The organism is Bacillus sp. AC266, assembly GCF_979253805.1.
In genome coordinates this window covers 1-19,367 of sequence record NZ_CEEDEC010000010.1, presented here as the reverse complement: position 1 = coordinate 19,367, position 19,367 = coordinate 1, and the positions used below count along the sequence as shown (strand labels likewise).

At 36.3% G+C, this 19,367-nt stretch carries 15 protein-coding genes, 2 tRNA genes, 1 pseudogene and 1 riboswitch; of the genes and pseudogenes, 6 read left to right on the top strand and 12 right to left on the bottom strand.

The annotated features are described in order from the left end of the window. Positions 1-42: 42 nt before the first annotated feature. On the bottom strand, positions 43-807 hold the full coding sequence (locus AC0IXC_RS26950; protein WP_002191718.1) for a DUF6612 family protein: 765 nt from the start codon (positions 805-807) through the stop codon (positions 43-45). A gap of 145 nt (positions 808-952) precedes the next feature. On the opposite strand from AC0IXC_RS26950, the gene AC0IXC_RS26945 reads away from it, so the two are divergent. The 4 genes from AC0IXC_RS26945 to AC0IXC_RS26930 all read left to right on the top strand — a co-directional run bounded on the left by AC0IXC_RS26945 (position 953) and on the right by AC0IXC_RS26930 (position 4,649). Continuing rightward, positions 953-1,861 (top strand): NAD(P)-dependent alcohol dehydrogenase, encoded by a 909-nt coding sequence (locus AC0IXC_RS26945; protein ID WP_002167148.1) that lies wholly within the window; start codon positions 953-955, stop codon positions 1,859-1,861. A gap of 80 nt (positions 1,862-1,941) precedes the next feature. Continuing rightward, a riboswitch (SAM riboswitch) is annotated at positions 1,942-2,055 on the top strand. Positions 2,056-2,140: 85 nt separating this feature from the next. Further along, complete coding sequence (locus AC0IXC_RS26940; protein ID WP_000756967.1) at positions 2,141-2,953, top strand: MetQ/NlpA family ABC transporter substrate-binding protein; 813 nt, start codon at positions 2,141-2,143, stop codon at positions 2,951-2,953. A gap of 12 nt (positions 2,954-2,965) precedes the next feature. Further along, positions 2,966-4,006, top strand: coding sequence for a methionine ABC transporter ATP-binding protein (locus AC0IXC_RS26935; RefSeq protein WP_471653592.1), 1,041 nt, complete (start codon positions 2,966-2,968; stop codon positions 4,004-4,006). Beyond that, complete coding sequence (locus tag AC0IXC_RS26930; protein ID WP_002124718.1) at positions 3,981-4,649, top strand: methionine ABC transporter permease; 669 nt, start codon at positions 3,981-3,983, stop codon at positions 4,647-4,649. The genes AC0IXC_RS26935 and AC0IXC_RS26930 overlap by 26 nt, the downstream gene beginning before the upstream one ends. A gap of 48 nt (positions 4,650-4,697) precedes the next feature. On the opposite strand, the gene AC0IXC_RS26925 is transcribed toward AC0IXC_RS26930, so the two are convergent. Beyond that, positions 4,698-5,474: an SDR family oxidoreductase gene (locus AC0IXC_RS26925; protein WP_002124715.1), complete on the bottom strand. Its 777-nt coding sequence runs from the start codon at positions 5,472-5,474 to the stop codon at positions 4,698-4,700. Between the two features lie 500 nt (positions 5,475-5,974). Between AC0IXC_RS26925 and AC0IXC_RS26920 the strand changes: the two genes are divergently transcribed. Together AC0IXC_RS26920 and AC0IXC_RS26915 are read left to right on the top strand one after the other, a co-directional pair. Beyond that, positions 5,975-7,276 (top strand): DUF5068 domain-containing protein, encoded by a 1,302-nt coding sequence (locus tag AC0IXC_RS26920; protein WP_002191716.1) that lies wholly within the window; start codon positions 5,975-5,977, stop codon positions 7,274-7,276. Positions 7,277-7,435: 159 nt separating this feature from the next. Further along, positions 7,436-7,942 carry a DoxX family membrane protein gene (locus AC0IXC_RS26915; protein ID WP_471653591.1) on the top strand — a complete coding sequence of 169 codons (507 nt, stop codon included), beginning with the start codon at positions 7,436-7,438 and terminating at the stop codon, positions 7,940-7,942. Positions 7,943-8,123: 181 nt separating this feature from the next. Here AC0IXC_RS26915 and AC0IXC_RS26910 read toward each other — a convergent pair whose 3' ends face one another. The 10 genes and pseudogenes from AC0IXC_RS26910 to AC0IXC_RS26865 form a co-directional block, all read right to left on the bottom strand. Further along, a complete protein-coding gene (locus tag AC0IXC_RS26910) occupies positions 8,124-10,088 on the bottom strand; it encodes an alpha/beta hydrolase family protein (protein ID WP_471653590.1) in 1,965 nt (654 codons plus the stop codon). A gap of 419 nt (positions 10,089-10,507) precedes the next feature. Then, positions 10,508-12,310 (bottom strand): glutamine--fructose-6-phosphate transaminase (isomerizing), encoded by a 1,803-nt coding sequence (glmS, locus tag AC0IXC_RS26905; RefSeq protein WP_471653589.1) that lies wholly within the window; start codon positions 12,308-12,310, stop codon positions 10,508-10,510. A 12-nt stretch (positions 12,311-12,322) separates the two neighbouring features. Further along, positions 12,323-12,507: pseudogene (locus AC0IXC_RS26900) on the bottom strand (hypothetical protein). 285 nt (positions 12,508-12,792) lie between these two features. Beyond that, complete coding sequence (gene glmM / locus AC0IXC_RS26895) at positions 12,793-14,139, bottom strand: phosphoglucosamine mutase (RefSeq protein ID WP_002139928.1); 1,347 nt, start codon at positions 14,137-14,139, stop codon at positions 12,793-12,795. After that, positions 14,132-15,637: a CdaR family protein gene (locus AC0IXC_RS26890; RefSeq protein WP_471653588.1), complete on the bottom strand. Its 1,506-nt coding sequence runs from the start codon at positions 15,635-15,637 to the stop codon at positions 14,132-14,134. The genes glmM and AC0IXC_RS26890 overlap by 8 nt, the downstream gene beginning before the upstream one ends. Further along, on the bottom strand, positions 15,630-16,451 hold the full coding sequence (gene cdaA / locus AC0IXC_RS26885; RefSeq protein ID WP_002124707.1) for a diadenylate cyclase CdaA: 822 nt from the start codon (positions 16,449-16,451) through the stop codon (positions 15,630-15,632). Before cdaA ends, AC0IXC_RS26890 begins: the two co-directional genes overlap by 8 nt. Positions 16,452-16,699: 248 nt before the next feature. Further along, complete coding sequence (gene rocF / locus AC0IXC_RS26880) at positions 16,700-17,593, bottom strand: arginase (protein WP_002029355.1); 894 nt, start codon at positions 17,591-17,593, stop codon at positions 16,700-16,702. Between the two features lie 270 nt (positions 17,594-17,863). Continuing rightward, positions 17,864-19,009: a glycerate kinase gene (locus AC0IXC_RS26875; RefSeq protein ID WP_002124706.1), complete on the bottom strand. Its 1,146-nt coding sequence runs from the start codon at positions 19,007-19,009 to the stop codon at positions 17,864-17,866. Between the two features lie 125 nt (positions 19,010-19,134). Next, positions 19,135-19,207, bottom strand: a tRNA-Ala gene (locus tag AC0IXC_RS26870). Between the two features lie 10 nt (positions 19,208-19,217). Beyond that, positions 19,218-19,289 (bottom strand) — tRNA-Gly (locus AC0IXC_RS26865). Positions 19,290-19,367 lie beyond the last annotated feature (78 nt).

Here is a 19,367-nt window from a genome sequence, read left to right as displayed (position 1 = left end):
GAGAGAGACCCTTTATTTTAGGTCCCTCCCTCATCAAGACTGTTACTTTGCTGCTGGCAGCTGTATTGGCTCAAACTTTTCGTACGATGTATATTTTGCATTCGTAATAATGTGTGCCTTATCCTTACCATTACTACTCATAATCATATCTATCTTCGCTGATTCATATTTAAAATCTTTTGTAATGATATATTCTGCATCCACTTCTTCTATCTTTGCGTTTTGTGCTTGTAGCATTTTCTTCTGCGTTTCATCCATGCTAGTTAACATACTTTCTGTTTCTTGCCCTTTTAATGTAAATTTCAGTTTATATTTATCTCCGCTTTTCTCCATCTTCATTTTATCTAAAACTACTGCTGGTACTTCTAACTTATCTATAATATCTTGAGTCGCTTTCATTCCACCAGCGTTTAATTGCTCCTCTGGTACGGTTATAACTTCTCCTGTATTAGGGTTTTTCACCTCACCAGCAACTTTACCATCCACTGTATACACTACAACATCTGTACCAGAAATATTCATTTCAGAACGAGAATTCTTTGTCTTTGGCTCTAATTGCATCTTAGCCTTTAATATATCCATCTCTGTTCCCTCAGCTTTTATCCCTACATCATATGTCATCGTTACATTTTCTTCATTTTTAAAAGCTTCGTTCGTTTTCTTGAAAACATCCTTCGCTGCTAATTCCTTTTCTTTTTGCATGGCTTCTTTTTTCGGTTCATCAGTCTTTGTTGTTTTCTCATTGCTACACCCTACCCCCAGACTGATTGCAAGCACTAAACTTGAAATAAAAATAGTTTTTTTCATAATGTCGCCCCCTTTCTCAAAATAATATCACCTCTTTTCCTACGAAATCTATATAATTTTTAATCTTTATTCGCTATATAGCGACATGTTTAATGAAGGTTTTAAATATGATGTAAATAACAACAACTCATTTCAGGAGGTCATTATGAAGGCGATTATTTGCACACAGTATGGACCACCTAACGTTCTTCAGCTTCAAAATATAGAGAAACCTACACCTAAGAAGAACGAAGTATTAATTAAAATTCACGCAACAAGTGTAACGACTGGAGATTGTAGAATACGCGGCTTTAATAGCCCCCTCTTATTTTGGATTCCTATGCGGATCATATTAGGTTTCAGAAAACCGAGAAAACCTGTACTCGGCGTAGAGTTATCCGGTGAAATCGAAGAAGTAGGAACAGATGTAACTCAATTTAAAAAAGGTGATCCAATTTTTGCATTAACAGAACTAAACCTCGGTGGTTATGCCGAGTACACATGCGTACATGAAAGTGGATTAATAACATTAAAACCTACCAATGTGACGTATGAAGAAGCGGCAGTTATTCCTTTTGGTGGAACTTCAGCATTACATTTCCTGAGAAAGGGCCGTATAAAAAAAGGGCAACAAGTGCTCATATATGGTGCCTCCGGATCAGTAGGAACAGCTGCTGTACAACTTGCTAAATATTTCGGCGCGACCGTTACGGCTGTTTGTAGTAATTCAAATTTTGAACTCGTGCAATCTTTAGGAGCTGATAAAGTAATTGATTATACGAAAGAAGATTTTACTAAGCAAGGCAAATGCTACGATATTATATTTGATGCAGTTGGGAAGTATAAAAAATCCCTTTGTACAAATACATTAACACCCAATGGAAAATATGTATCTGTTAATGGAATGATGGCCAAGGTAAGTAAAGAGGATATGATTCTATTAAAAAAACTAGTCGAAACGGAAAAACTAAAGCCCGTTATTGATAGAACTTACCGATTAGAAGAAATTGCTGAAGCTCATATGTATGTGGAAAAGGGACATAAAAAAGGGAACGTTTCGATTACCTTAAAATAAAATATATTCAGAAAATAATATTGACAATTCTTTTTGTAAGATTTACTATTAGTACCATATTTAAAAACTACATACACATACTCTTATCAAGAGTGGCGGAGGGACTGGCCCGATGATGCCCGGCAACCGAGCTTAGAACGTATAAGCTAAGGTGCTAATTCCTGCAGAACGATTTTCGTTTTGGAAGATAAGAGAGGAACCTATTTCGTCTATTCGGCACCTCTCTTATTTTTGAGAGGTGCTTTTTATTTTGGAACGTATATTAAGGGGGAATTATAGATGAAAAAGGTATTATTAAGTATTGTAAGCGGAGCTGTATTATTGTTAGGTGCGTGTGGTGCTAATTCTGATAAAGAGGTAAAAGCATTAGATGAGAAAAAGATTACTGTCGGTGTAACAGGCGGACCACATGAACAAATTTTTGAAAAGGTAAAAGAAGTGGCAGCAAAAGATGGTCTCGAAATTGATGTAAAGGTATTTAATGATTATGTAGCACCAAACGTATCTTTAGATGAAAAAAGCCTCGATGTAAATAGCTATCAAACTAAATCTTATTTAGACGTATTTAAAGCTGAACGCAACATGAAATTAACTGAAGTATTTTCCACAGTAACATTCCCTATGGGTGTATATTCTAAAAGCTTAAAAGATGTAAAAGAATTAAAAGAGGGCGATGCAATCGCTGTCCCAAATGATCCAACAAATGAGCTTCGTGCTTTAAAGCTATTTGAAAAAGCAGGTGTTTTAAAGGTTGATCCAAAAGCTACAGAAAAAGCGACTGCAAAAGATGTAATTGAAAACCCGAAAAATTTAAAGATTGTTGAATTAGAGGCATCTCAATTACCAACACAACTAAGTGAAGTAAAGGCAGCTGCAATTAATACAAACTTTGCATTAGGTGCAAAATTAAGCCCAGCGAAAGATTCTATTTTCCGCGAAGGAAAAGATTCACCATATGTGAATTGGGTCGTTGTTCGTACTGAAAATAAAGATGATGCTGTTGTTAATAAATTAAAGAAAGCTTATCAATCTAAAGAAGTAAAAGATTTCATTGAGAAAAAATTCGATGGTTCTGTTTTACCGTCTTGGTAGGAGCTGACTATAATGATTGAATTAAAAAATGTCTCCAAAGTATTTACAACAAAAAAAGGGAATGTTGAGGCTCTTAAATCAACTTCCCTTAAAGTAAAAAAGGGCGAAGTATTTGGAATCATCGGATATAGTGGCGCTGGTAAAAGTACATTAATCCGTTGTGTAAATTTATTAGAAAAACCAACGACAGGAGATATCATTGTAAATGAACAAGAGTTAACAACCTTATCGACAAAAGAACTCGCAAAGGCGAGAAAAAAGATCGGCATGATTTTTCAAGGATTCAATTTACTTAAAACCGTTACCGTTTATGAAAATATCGCACTACCCTTACGTCTATCTGGTCTTCCCAAAAATGAAATTGAAAAAAGGGTAGAAAAGTATTTACGCATTGTTGATCTCTTTAATAAAAAAGATGCCTATCCAGGTGAATTATCTGGTGGTCAAAAACAACGTGTAGCGATCGCTCGCGCACTATCTCATGAGCCTGAAGTTTTATTAAGTGATGAAGCAACGAGCGCATTAGATCCGGAAACGACCGATTCTATTCTTGATTTATTATTAAAGATCAACGAAGAAATCGGAATTACGATTTTGCTAATTACACACGAAATGAATGTCATCCAGCGTATTTGTGACCAAGTTGCTGTAATGGAACATGGGGCGGTAGTCGAAAGTGGAACCGTAAAAGATATTTTCACAAACCCACAACATGTAACAACGAAGAAATTTGTAAATAGCGCGTTTGCAGCTAAAATTCCAGAAGATGTACAGAAAGAACTACAAAGCACCGGGGAAATCGTAACACTTTCATTTATAGGAACCGCTTCAGGAGAACCAGCGTTAGCTATCGCTACAAAACGTTTCCACGTATATCCGAATATTTTATCAGGCAATATTACGCAGTTAAAACATGAGGCATATGGGAAACTGACCGTTCATATGCAAGGTGAAAAAAGTGAAGTACACCGTGCCTTATCATTTTTACAAGAACAAGGGATCATCGTAGAAGGAGGTAGAACAGATTATGGGAAACAAGTCCTTTTTGGATGAGTGGGGTAACGTAATATGGGAAGCAACAATTCAAACATTTCAAATGACATCTATTTCACTACTTATCTCTATTCTTATTGCATTACCACTCGGCGTCACACTTGTTTTAACGAGACCTGGTGGACAGCGAGAAAATAAGATTATCTATCCTATTCTTAATACAGTTATTAATATCATTCGTTCTCTTCCATTTATCATTCTATTATTCTTCATTTTACCTTTTACAAAGTTTCTAATGGGAACGTCCATTGGCGTGCAAGGTGTTATCGTACCACTTGTTGTCTTCACAGCCCCTTACATTGCCCGTTTAATGGAAACTGCTTTATTAGAAGTGGATCGCGGTGTCATTGAAGCATATCAAGCAATGGGAGTCTCTACTTTAAAAATCATTTGGCACGTTATGGTTAAAGAAGCTCGCCCGTCTCTCGTACTTGGATTAACAATCGCAACGATCGGCTTAATCGGTGCAACAGCAATGGCTGGACTTGTAGGTGCTGGCGGCCTTGGTGATTTAGCATATCGATTCGGACATTTACGCTACGAACCTGAAGTAATGTATGCAACAGTCTTTATTTTGATTATCCTCGTTCAAGGATTACAGTCTTTAGGGAATGGTGTTGCACGAAGATTGAAGAAAGATTAAAAAGAAGGTATCTCATTGAAATGAGATACCTTCTTTTTAATTATAAAATTATCTCTTAAATCCACCTTCTGAATGAATAACTTGCCCTGTAATCCATTCGGCTTCTTCGCTCACTAAAAACTTAATAAGTCTTGCTGCATCCTTTGGCTCACCAATTCTGCCGAAAGGAAACATCGGTCTTAATCCTTGCTTTATCTCCTCAGTCATCCATCCTGTACTAGTTGGACCTGGATTAATTGCATTCACTGTTATCCCTAAATGGGCCACTTCCGCTGACAACGTACTAGTAAGAGCGTCAATTGCTCCCTTCGTTGTTGCATACGCTAATTCTCCTGCCATAGGTCCTTTAAATTGTCCCGACGTCATATTCACAATTCTACCACCAGATTTCTTATCAAAACCTTGGGCAAATTGACTACTTAACAATGTAGTCGCACGAACATTTACCATGTAGTGCTTATCTAGTTCTTCAGCAGTCAAATTAGAGAAATCATTATTTGTAGAATATGCTGCATTATTAATTAATATATGAGGGTACCCTAATTGTTCAGTAACTTTATTTATAAGCTGATTTGATGCATCATTCTGAGTTAGATCTAACTCCATGCTCGATACTTTGACACCGTTTTGTATCAACTTTTCTTTTAATTGTATTTGTTCATTTTTATCAACGCCCCAAGGCATCTCTTTATCGTATTCTGTCCAATACGTAAAAAATATATCGTATCCAGCCTCTGCTAACTCCGTGCAAATAGCTGCTCCTATACCGTCTAGACGACTAACACCTGTAACAACAGCTACTTTATTTTTCAATTGATTCATCATATACTCCTCCAAGTTTAAAGGACGCATATTTTATATAAGAGATATAAATTTCCCCACATAGGCATCTACCCTTACAAAGGGGATGTACAAGCTAAATATGCAGTCCTTGAATGATTTACAGATAGCTAAATAAACCCTCACTTATGAGAGAAAAATTCATCTATCTAATTTCTAATCATTACAAGTTCGTACACATATCGAGTCTTTGTCCCCTTTCAATATATCTCTATTATTTACTCTAACAAAAAGATTCAATATTTAAAATAGAAAAGATAATCTTCTCTCTCTTTTGGCGGAAAAATATTGTAATTACCTATATAAGCTTTAAATATGTTTCTATTAAAAATAATCATTAAGATATCAAAATAATAAAAACAACCAGAAAAACACTGGTAAATACTGGTTCACTTTCTTATAATAAAACGTGGGGCTAATGTGAGAGATATAAAGGGTCTGATTATACAGACCCAACTGGTTTTAAACAAATAGGGGGAAGAAACATGTCAAAAAAATTACTTTCTTTATTTTCTACACTAATCGTAGCAGCTTTTGTAATAACTGGCTGTGGTCAAAGCGATACGACAAATAAAGAACAAAAAGAAGATGTAACGCAAGAAAACAAAACAGAAAAAACGGATACAACGAAAGAAAATAAACCTGAAGAAAAAAAATCCGAAGATAAAAAAGCTGAAGATAAAAAGCCTGAAAATACAGCTACTAGCTCAAGCGATTACTCTAAGCTGATTTCCTATATGGAAAAAGAAACAGGTGGTAAAACAAAAGTTCTTTTTGAAAATAAGGAACCACAAGTGTATAAAGCTGAAGATGTTTCAGTAACAATGAATGGTTATACATTAGTTGAATTAAATGGATTCCATACAAACTTCGACATTCCGTTTAATCGTCAAACAGAGGGCGGAGTTATTCTTGTGAACTACAGCGTAAAAAATAGTTCAGCTAAAGATATTTATTATATGCCAGCATTGGACATGTCATTTACTGGTGCTCAGAAAGCATATAGTAACTATAGAGATTTAATTCCAACAGAAGATCAGCTACCAACTAAGCTTGCTCCAACGAATGATTACTTAGTAAAAGCAGGAGAAACTATTTCTGGTTATATCGCTTATCCATTCGGAAAAGATGATCTAGCGAAAATTTCAAATCTCTCAACGGTCTCAGTCACAGTCCCAACTGCACAAGCTAATAAAGGAAAATTTGATGCTCCAATCGGAAGTCCTGGAAGCTTTTCATTAAGTTTAAACAAACAAGGTGCTGAAAAGGTTGCAACAGATAACACTTTCTACCAAGATAAAGCTACAGCTAATAACATGGGCGATAAAAAAATGTTAAAAGAGAAATCAAGTATTAATAACAGCCAAGAATTAGGCGCTGTTAATGTTACATTAGACGGATACCAATTCACTCAATTCACACCAAATTCCGTCGAAGCTCCACGCTTTGCAAATTTTAAAAACGGTCTTGTTCTGTTAACAGTAAAATTCAAGCTTGATAACAAAGATGCTCAAGACGTTTCACTATCTCCTATAAGCTCTACATTAAGAGTGAATGATGGTACACAATATACGATTAATGAAGGTATGCTATTAAATTACGACTATAACGCTGCAGTTAAAACTGGAACATCTGGAGAATTGCTGCAAGTATATATTTTAGATCAAGAGCAGTACGAAAAGATTTGGAAAGAAAAAAGCTTTGAGATTGAGTTAGGACCTATGAGAAATAAAGAAGCTAAAGATATTTCACAAGGTAAAAAAGTTAAATTTACATTACCTAAATAAATTACTAAGTATATATTAGAAAAGGCATATAACATATGATTGTTATATGCCTTTTTTATTTTATAAAAACACCATTTTTGTTCACACTTTATCCATTGTGAATTTATTCACAATGGATATATAATAAACATGTAAATACAATACATTGGAGGGATTTCAATGGTTATCAATTTTTTAAGAACTGATAAACGCGCTACTTTCATATTATTATTTTTACGACTTTACATAGGATATGCATGGCTCGCTGCTGGAATAGGAAAAGTTTTTGGACAGTCTTTTGATGCAAGTGGTTTTCTAAAAGGAGCTATCGCTCAAGCATCAGGTGACCACCCTGCAGTACAAGGTTGGTGGGCAGATTTTCTTCAACATTTTGTTCTTCCAAACGCAGACCTATTTAGCTTTTTAGTTCAATGGGGAGAAATTTTAGTAGGTCTAGGTTTGATTTTAGGTGGATTAACAAAAACAGCTGCATTTTTCGGCATCATAATGAACCTTTCATTTTTATTAAGCGGAACTGTTAGTGTAAACCCAAACCTACTTATTTTAACTATGTTCATTTTAGTTGCAGGACATAGTGCTGGACGTATTGGATTAGATGGTTATGTTTTCCCAAAACTTTTCAAAAAAAATAACCGTGAAGCATATAAATTAAGTAAAACTGCATAAGAATAGTTCATCTTTTAAATATAAATAAGGAAAGAGCCTACATTCAGGCTCTTTTCTCATTTACACCAAAATATTTCACAGTTTGCCTTATCCGAAATGTTAAACTCAATCATATATAACCGGATAAATGTGTACGACTTTATTTCAAACACCTAAAAAGCTTAAAGACTAAAACAAGCCATTATAAAACCCTAAAACCTTTCATACTTTCTCCAAGAATATAGTGTGAAAACCACATCAAATTCTGCTTCATAATAGCCACATTAATTCCTGGCTGATCAGAACTATATGCCATTCCTTTAAAAATAATTAATTCTGTATCAACTTCCATATCCCTTAACCCTTGATATAGCTCATATGCATTGGAAGTTGGAATCCTTGCATCCTTTTCGCCATGTTGGATTAAGGTAGGCGTACAGGCTGATTTAATATACGTCATTGGTGATGTTTTCGTATATATCTCTGGATCATTCCATGGAGTATTTCCTAAATACATCCTAATAAAGTAAGGTATATCTGTATTCACATAATGGGTACTCCAGTTAGTAATTCCACCTCCAACTGAAATAGCTTTAAATCTATTACTAAATGTAGAACAGAAAGCTGATATATATCCCCCGTTGCTCCATCCCATAACCCCTACTCTATCTTTATCTGCAATCCCTTGCTCAACTAGTTTATCCACTCCAGATATAACATCATCGTAGTCAGCAATTCCCTGTTTTCTATAGTTGGCTTTTAAGAACTCATTACCATAGCCAGAACTTCCTCTATAGTTTGGCTCTAAAACTATAAAGCCTTTTTCGATAAACTGCTCAATCGGATATTTCTCATTAAAACAGTCTGAGAATATCGGAAAAGATGCCCAAGCCGGACCATCATGGATTACTACTAATAAGGGATATTTTTTGTTGGCATCAAAATCTACTGGGGTTGATAAAACACCCTTTATTTCAAAACCATCACTACTTTGCCATGAGATTATTTCCCTGTTACTTTTCAGCTTCCCTTTAAAAAAGCTATTTTCATCCGTTATTTTTTTATCGTCTAAATAGATTTCAAAGGTTTCATTTGTTATGGCCTTACTATAGGATATATGACGTCCATCCCTTGTTATAGAAGCATCCATTATAAAGCCATCTACTTTTTCACTTAACATTTCCACAGTGCCATCTTCACATAGCAACCCAATGAGATAATTAGTTTTATCCTGCCATCTAATTAAAATCCCCTTATCTGTCCACTGTAATAGCATAACCGTACTATCAAAGTTTGTTAGAGGCTGAATTACCTCTCCAGTATTCATATCATATATCTCTAATGTACTTTCTTGTATATGGTTTCTATAGTACTCCTTCTCCCTTATGCTTGCTGAGTAACATATTTTGCTGCCCTCAGGAGAAAAGCAAACGCTCCCGCCCAACAACTTATCTACATTCATCTTTTGTAGTTCCTCAGCTTCAACATCTAATATGTATAGATCACCATTCATATGATCGTTTAGGCTTGGTGTAGCCATAAATACAACCTTTGTCCCATCATTTGAAATATCAAAGTTATGTATATAAAAATCCTTACCATTCGTTAGTTGATAAACACTGCTAACCTTCCGTTCCCCTTTATCATTTTGTATCCCTTTTTCTATTTCAACGTAGTATAAACAATTATTCCGATGTTCCTTACCTACATGGTGGAAATCTCCATATCGTTCCTTACGCTTCTTTATTTCCTCACATTCTTTTGACTGGGCAACATAATAAAAACCTTTACCAGTAGGCTCCCTTTTGAATGTATTAACTCCTTCCTTCTCATCCGTAATTTGAACCTTACTACCACCATCTATTGACTTAACAAAGATCTGATTTGTATTAGCTCCGTCACCGCCTGGACTAAGGTATGCAATAGTCTTAGAATCTGGAGACCATAATGGATGTGTACTATCTATATCCCCATCTGTTAGTGGGTAACTCTGCTCTTTATCCTTTTCATATATCCATACATAATTTCTATACGTATTGTCTTCCCAGTTAGCTGTCTTCTTTACAAATGCTACATTTTTGCCATCGTCACTTATGTTTGTACCTGATAAGGTTGGTAATGAAATAATCTCTTCTATACTTAGATATGTTTTTTCATTCATTTTCATTAATAAACCCCTTCGTAATGTCTAGTAATCTAATTTGTTCAATAAAGTGAAACTCTAATCAGTGGTTTTTTTCCATCAACGAATATCTGAAATAACAACAGAAAATTCAGTTAAATGAAAGTAATTCCATCCCAAATTCAATAAAACCTCATGTTGTCTGCCGGTTTTTATACTTTTTAAATCCCACTGACCGATCTAATGAGGGATCATCTTGAATTTCAAGACAAGGCTGATAATCTCTCCCACTGCCAGTTCCTTGCCCCTCTTTAATCCACTTATCGATTTTAGATGTTCTTTTTTTTCGACACAAAAATGCCCCTTTAGATAATCATATCCAAAGGGGCAAAGCTTCACAACTTTTTTATAAACGTCGTGACTTTATTTTAAATTTACAATAATCTAGTTACTCTACCAATCTCCTACTCAACAGTAACAGATTTAGCTAAGTTACGTGGCTTATCAACGTCACATTCGCGGTGAAGTGCTGCGTAGTATGAGATAAGTTGGAATGGAATAACTGCTACTAGCGGTGCTAGTGCTTCGTGTACAGCTGGTAATACGAAGCTGTCACCTTCCATTTCTAAGCCTTTCATTGAGATGATACATGGGTTAGCTCCGCGTGCTACTACTTCTTTCACGTTACCACGAATTCCAAGGTTTACGTGCTCTTGTGTAGCAAGTGCGATAACTGGTGTACCGTTTTCGATTAAGGCAATTGTACCGTGTTTTAATTCTCCTCCAGCAAATCCTTCTGCTTGGATGTAAGAGATTTCTTTTAGTTTTAACGCACCTTCTAAACCTACGAAGAAGTCTACGCTACGTCCGATGAAGAAGCAGTTACGCGTTGTTGCTAAAAATTGTTTTGCTAATGCGTCCATTTCTTCTTTTTGATCACAAAGTTCTATCATTGCATTTGCTACAAGTCCTAATTCGTGTGTTAAATCAAAATCAAGAACTTCGCCTTTTGCTTTAGCAATGTCCGCAGCTAAAATTGAAAGTACCGCAAGCTGTGCTGTGTAAGCTTTCGTTGATGCAACTGCGATTTCTGGTCCCGCGTATAACGGAAGTGTATAATCAGCTTCACGAGAAAGCGTAGAACCAGGTACGTTTGTAATCGTTAATGCTTTATGACCCATTTCATTCGTTTGTACAAGTACTGCACGGCTATCAGCTGTTTCACCACTTTGTGAAATGTAAATGAAGAATGGTCTCTCTGTTAATAATGGCATGTTATAAGAAAATTCACTTGCTACATGCACTTCAACTGGCATTTTTGCAAACTTCTCGATAAATTGTTTTCCAACAAGACCTGCATGATAACTTGTTCCACATGCAATGATGTAAATACGATCGCTATCTAAAATTGCGTTACGGATATCTTCATTCAGTTCAATCTCGCCATTTTCATCTTGGTACTTTTGAATTATATTACGGATTACAAGTGGTTGCTCATCGATTTCTTTAAGCATGAAATGAGGGTATGTTCCTTTTTCAATATCACTTGCGTCTAATTCCGCTGTAAACGGTGCACGTTCAATCGTTTCACCTTGTAAGTTTTTAATTGTAATACTTTCTTTCGTTACGATTACGATTTCTTTATCCATTAACTCAATAAATTGATCTGTAACTTGTAACATCGCCATAGCGTCGCTCGCCACAACATTAAAGTTGTCACCAACACCTACTAATAGCGGGCTTTTGTTTTTAGCAACATAAATCATGTTTGGATTTTCAGCATCAAGTAATCCGATTGCATAAGAGCCATGTAAAAGAGATAGCGTATTACGGAACGCTTCTTCTACACTTAGTCCTGTGCTCACTTGTTGTTCCATAAGTTGCACGATAATTTCTGTATCTGTTTCACTTACGAACGTTACATCTTGTAAATATTCCTTTTCCACTAACTCATAGTTTTCAATTACACCGTTATGAACTAGTGTAAAGCGTTTTGATGTACTTTGATGCGGATGCGCGTTTAGTTTGCTTGGAACACCGTGTGTAGCCCAGCGTGTGTGACCGATTCCCACGCTTGCTGCTACGTTTTCTTCTACGACTTCGCGAAGTTTTGCAATACGGCCTTTTTCTTTGTATACAACAACACCGTTCTCTGCTTGTACTGCAATACCTGCTGAATCATATCCGCGATATTCTAGCTTTTCTAAACCTTTTAATAAAATTTCCTTTGCATCTTGCTCTCCAATAAATCCTACGATTCCACACATGTTTAGTCGCCGTTACAAATGCTTACACTGCTTTGCGAACATGTAACGACATAGTCCGATACCATTTATTTATATTAAAAAAACGGATTACATATTGCTAGCCCTGTAAGCTTGTAACGGCTTTCACCTTCCTCTCGATTGGGTTAAAGTCCGTATATACTTATACAGCTAGTATTCATCCGTTCCTTTTCTCTCATCACACTTTCACCTTTGTCCACTAAGTCACCTTAATGTTTTAAGTAAAAGATTGCGGTTGTGATGAACAACCGGGAGTCATCCGCCGAAATCTCGATAAACTCCACCTCGTCAACTACACTACTTGTAGTTCTGGCGCTTTTATAATTTACAATATTTCCTTTGAGAAAAAGAACAAGACCATCGTATAACAAACAATATAAATCGTCAATGAAATTTTTTTCATTGTCTATAAAACATATGAAAAAGGAGCACTTTTTGTGCTCCTTTTAAATAAAATCGGCTAATTATTCAACGCCAACTTCCGCTTTCACAACTTCTACAATACGATGTACATACCCATCACAAATTTCTTGTGTCGGTGCTTCTGCCATTACACGAATAAGTGGTTCTGTTCCAGATGGACGAACAAGAATACGACCGTCTCCGTTCATTTCTTCCTCTACAACACGAATAATTTCTTTAATTTTCTCATTTTCTAATGCTAGTTTTTTATCTGTTACACGAACGTTTACTAGTAATTGTGGGAATTTTGTCATCTCGCCTGCAAGCTCAGATAATGGCTTTTTCGTCATTTTCATGATGTTTACAAGTTGAAGTGCACTTAACATTCCATCACCAGTTGTAATGTAATCAAGTAAGATAATATGACCTGATTGTTCTCCGCCCAGGTTATATCCACCACGTTTCATCTCTTCCATTACGTAGCGATCACCAACTGCTGTTTTATCACTTGTAATATTGTTTGCTTCAAGCGCTTTGTAGAAACCTAAGTTACTCATAACTGTTGAAACAACTGTATTATGTTTCAATTGACCAGTTTCTTTCATATACTTCGCGCAAATAAACATAATTTGATCGCCATCAACGATGTTTCCTTTTTCGTCTACTGCGATTAAACGGTCTCCGTCACCATCAAAAGCAAGACCAATGTCAGCACCTTTTTCTTTTACTAATTCAGCTAACACTTCTGGATGCGTAGAACCTACTCCAGCGTTAATATTCATACCGTTCGGTGAAGTTCCCATTGTTGAAATATCAGCTTCTAAATCTGCAAATAAATATGGAGCTAAAGAAGATGTAGCACCATGTGCACAATCTAAAGCAATATGTAAACCAGAGAAATCTTCCTCTACAGTTTGTTTAATGTATTGTAAATATTTTTGTCCACCTTCAAAGTAATCACTCACTTGTCCAAGGTTAGTACCTGTTGGACGTGGTAGCTCATCAACTTCTTTGTCTAATAACGCTTCAATTTCTGCTTCTTGCTCATCTGTTAATTTAAATCCATCTGAACCGAAGAACTTAATTCCATTATCTTGTACTGGGTTATGAGATGCAGAGATCATAACACCTGCTTGCGCCCCTAAAGCTTTTGTTAAATAAGCCACACCTGGTGTAGAAATAACACCAAGGCGCATTACTTCCGCTCCAGTTGATAATAGGCCTGCTACTAAAGCTCCTTCTAGCATATGTCCAGATACACGTGTATCACGGCCAATAATTACTTTTGGACGATCTGTATCTTTTGTTAATACATAGCCACCAAAACGTCCTATTTTAAAAGCTAATTCAGGTGTTAATTCCTTATTTGCAACCCCGCGTACTCCGTCTGTACCAAAATATTTACCCATTATTGTTCGCTCCTTTTTCGTGCTCTTTTTGATTATCTACTGTTGGTTCTTGGCTCGTTTCTTGGCCATTTTCTTTTTCTTTGTCTTTTTCTTTTTCTTTGTCTTTTTCTTTTTCTTTTTCTTTTTCCTGATCCTTTTCTGGATCTGGTTCAGGATTTTTTGGTTTTTCAGTTTGATTTTCTTGATTGTTTTTTGAATCTGGTTGTTCAATATTACCCTGTACTTCTTTATCCGGCTTTTCTTTCTTCACAATTGTGACTTTAGCACTTTTTTGTTTTGCTTCTATCGAAATATTACCAGGACCACTCACTTGAATAGAAACATCTTTCGTCCCCGGAGATACATTTTGAAGATTAATCGCCGCTGTTATTTGAGCAGCTGTTATTTTATCTACTATACTTGCTTCTCCTGAAATATCAACGCTTATCTTTCCATCTTGTGGCAAAAGTAGCTGCGCAGTAACATCATTCGGAATTCCACTTTTTTGAATCGGGATACCATCAATAGTTTTACTTTTCGTTTGTTTTACCTTTTGTACCCCTACGGAAACCTTCACTTGATTTGGTTTTGCACTTGTTACACCTTTTGGCAATAAAACAGAGGCATCGAATGTTGTAGAATCCGTCAATTGACTAAAATCTACCTCGACCCCCTCTATAGATTGTATATTATCCAAAATGTCTTTTGGACCTGCTATCGTTACTTCTCTCGGCTCAACGCTAATATTTGTAACAGTCAATCCTTCTGGCAAACTCCCCTTTTTCGTATACGTCACAGGAACAGTTTTTTCAGTATTATTGGCCGTAGCTTGTGTCGCCACATTCAATGTTACACTAATTTTAGATGGACTCGTTCTTACATTTAAACGTTTTCCTTCTTTATTGTATAATGTAACTTCGGCTGTTTTTGTAACAGTTTTATTAACACCTTTTAAATCAATATACGCCTTAGCAGATGAAATACTTTCGATTTCTTCTTTCGTCCCAACTACCTCAACAGTATCAGGTTTAATGTTTGATTTTTCGAGAGTAGCACCCGCTAGCATTTGATCCTCATTTGATAATTTTAAGTCTACATGAACATATTTTCTCGCTTTTTCATGAAGAGTAACTTTGATTGTTGCTGGTTGGACTGTTCCTTTCACATCATCTGGAAGCCCATTCGCTTTTAAAGAAACTTCATAAGTTCCTTTTTGACTATCTCGCAAATCAACTGATATATCAAATTGTTTTTTTGCTTTCGCTGTAGCAACTGCTGATTTTGGACCTTCCAACTTCACCTTAACTCCACCTGATGGAATACCACTTACAATATATTTCTCTTCATCATACTTCAGGGTAATAGGATAATCAGTTAATGTTTCTTTCGTTTCATTTACGAAAGGTAATATACTCGATGTCGTATTTTTTTCAGTTAAAGTTGCTGACATGAAAAGCATACACGCCAATAGTAATGAGATTCCTTTTAAAAACCAATGATTCTCCATTAACTTATCCATGACGCTTTCTCCTCCAATTCCATAAAGACGAAGAAGTCGTTTTTTCGTTCCCACTAAATTCTGCTAACAACATGTCCTTCAGCTGTTCTGTCTTCAAATCACGATGTAACTTACCGTTTTTCGTTAAAGAAATTTGGCCTGTTTCTTCCGACACAACTACTGTAATACTATCAGTGACTTCACTAACTCCCATTGCAGCGCGATGCCTAGTTCCTAACTCCTTAGAAATAAATGGGCTTTCTGATAACGGAAGGTAACATGCTGCTGCTTTAATTGTACTTCCCTGCATAATTACTGCTCCATCATGAAGAGGGGTATTAGGGATAAAAATATTAATGAGTAATTCCGATGATACATTTGCATTTAGCGGAATACCCGTTTCTACATAATCATCCATCCCAGTCTCCTTTGACAAAGTAATTAGTGCACCAATTCTACGTTTTCCCATATATTCCGTTGCTTTAGCTATCGCTGTTGCAACAATTTCAGGTTCATCTTCCCCCTGATTTCCCACACGCGAAAATAAGCTACCCCGTCCTAGCTGCTCAAGTGCTCTTCTCAATTCTGGCTGGAAGATAATAATAACGGCTAAAAATCCCCACGTTAATACTTGTTCCGTTAGCCAATATAGCGTATGCAATTCAAGTAAAATACTAATCATCCGGACGACAATAATAACTGTAATACCTTTTAAAAGTTGCACAGCCTTCGTGCCCCGAATTATAAGAATTAGCTTATATATAATAAACCATACAACAGCAATATCTAATGCCGTACTAAGATATTTCAAAATGGTCGTATCTTCAAAAGGCATGCTAACCCTTCCTCCTACTTACGAGCAATTCTATCCATATATTGAAATATTATTTTATGCTCTATCTGTATGTATTTCCAACAACTAGTTAATTATACCATACATGAACCAAACGACAATTACAAACGCCCCCCTTTAGCTTAAATTGGTAAGATGTCAAACTTTATTATCCTACAGTATAATATAAGTCATTATTATACGCCTATTTTCAAATAAAAAAAGCAACTTCTCAGTTGCTTTTCTTACATTTATTTTAGTTTTTCACCGAACAAAGAACCCATTAAAGCAACCGCTGTTGTTGCTGTTCTGTTTCTCTCATCTAAAATCGTATTTACTTCAACAAATTCAGCAGATGTAACAATATCAGCTTCTGCTAACATCTCCATCGCTAAGTGGCTTTCACGATAAGATAGACCACCAATTACAGGTGTTCCAACTCCTGGTGCGTCATGAGGATCAAGCCCATCTAAATCTAATGATAAATGAACACCGTCAGTATGAGATAAATACGCAATTGTTTCTTCCATAACAGCCGTCATACCCATACGATCAATTTCATGCATTGAGAATACTTTAATGCCTTCTTCACGAATAAAGTCCTTTTCTCCTTCATCTAATGCACGTGCACCTATAATTACAACGTTCTCTTTTTTTACTTTCGGGTATGCCCCGTATAAATCTACAAGTGAAGAATGTCCATAACCTAAACTTGCAGCAAGTGACATACCGTGAATATTTCCAGATGGTGATGTTTCTTCTGTATTTAAATCACCGTGTGCATCATACCAAATAACACCTAAATTTTTATAATGTTTCGCCACACCAGCTAGCGTACCGATAGCAATACTATGATCACCGCCTAATACAAGTGGAAAACGACCTTCTTCTATAATATGATCAACCTTAGTCGCTAGTTCATTACATACAGTTGCAACTTGAGTAAGGTTTCGTAACTTTGTATTTTCATCTACTTCTTTTTCTCTCTCTATACATATATCTCCCATATCTTTTACGTCATATCCAATTTGTTCAATTCTTTCAACTACCCCTGCATAACGGATCGCGCTTGGTCCCATATCAACCCCGCGACGCATCTGTCCTAAATCCATTGGAACTCCAATAACTGAGATTTCTTTTTTCATAGATAGTATCCCCCTTTTATGCCTTCACTAAATATTTTAAATCTTTTATATAGTCTGACTCAACTCGACATTTTTCTGCATGGATATACATTTTATTCACTTATATTTACGTTGGACTCCCGATTTTCAAACTATTCTATGTATAAAGTTAACTTAATGAACCAACTAACTTTTCTATCAGCTAATATTTTTATCCGTGCCTTTCTCCATCAATACCTAGAATTACACAAAATATCCTCAAATAACTGAATTTAAAAAACACTTCTACACTTAGAAGCGTTTTTCTGATGCTAGTTTCCACACTGCTGCAATATTTCTCGCTGTCATTTCTATATTCTCTTCTGCCCTTTTATATGCCTCTTCTAATGTCATTGGACTTGCTGTAATACTAAATACTGCATCAATTCCCTTTTCATAAACAATTGTATAGTTCGGAGATACAGATCCACCAATAGCAATTACAGGAATATGACGGCATTTCGCCCGCTTCGCGACACCAACAGGAGCTTTTCCATAAGCTGTTTGTTCATCTATCCTTCCCTCACCAGTTACAATAAGATCGGCACCCTCTATACACTTATCAAAATTTGTATAATCTAATACAATTTCAATCCCTTTTCTTAGCTGTCCCTTTAGTACTGCAACGACAGCGGCTCCCATTCCTCCAGCTGCCCCTGCACCAGGTATTAGGGACACATCAAAAGATACGTACTGTTTAAGTATATTAGCATAATGTTTTAAATTCCCGTCTAGCTCTTTCATCATCTCTACATTCGCACCCTTTTGTCTCCCAAATACAAAAGACGCTCCCTTTGGTCCAACTAATGGATTGTCGACATCACATGCTGCTTCTAGCTTTATATCCTTCAAACGTGTATCCATACGAGAAAGGTTAAGAGCAGTAATCAAATGTAATGTTCCTCCAGAGGGCTCAATTACTTCACCTTTCCTATTAATAAACTCTACGCCTAAAGCAGACAACATACCTGCCCCACCATCATTTGTAGCACTTCCTCCAAGCCCTAAAATAATGTGTTTAGCTCCTTGATCTAATGCATGTAATATCAGTTCACCTGTCCCTTTTGTCGTTGTAATAAGTGGGTTTCTCTTTTCAATTGGAACGTGTTGTAATCCTGATGCTGCCGCCATTTCAATAAATGCTGTCTCCTTATCCTTAGACATACCATAATAGGCTTGCACACTCTCCCCAAGCGGCCCTGTCACATTAAGTGATATAATTCCCCCCATTGTAGCACCAACAAGAGATTCGACCGTTCCTTCACCTCCATCTCCAATTGGTACTTTAACGTACTCTGCTTTAGGAAAAACTGCTGCAAAGCCCCTTTCAATAGCTTCACATACCTCTATAGCTTTCAGGCTTTCTTTATATGAATCCGATGCAATGACAACTTTCATAATTATCCCCCCTTATTCAATCCCTTTTCTTCATTTTAAACGATATACGGAAAAGTTTCCTTTTTGAGTGGAATTTAAACACAAAAAAAGCTTACATCATTTGATGTAAGCTTTTCCTATTTATATGGAGCCTAGCGGGATCGAACCGCTGACCTCCTGCGTGCAAGGCAGGCGCTCTCCCAGCTGAGCTAAGGCCCCTTAGTAATTAAGCGGAAGACGGGATTCGAACCCGCGACCCCAACCTTGGCAAGGTTGTATTCTACCACTGAACTACTTCCGCGAAAATGGTGAGCCATGAAGGATTCGAACCTTCGACCCTCTGATTAAAAGTCAGATGCTCTACCAACTGAGCTAATGG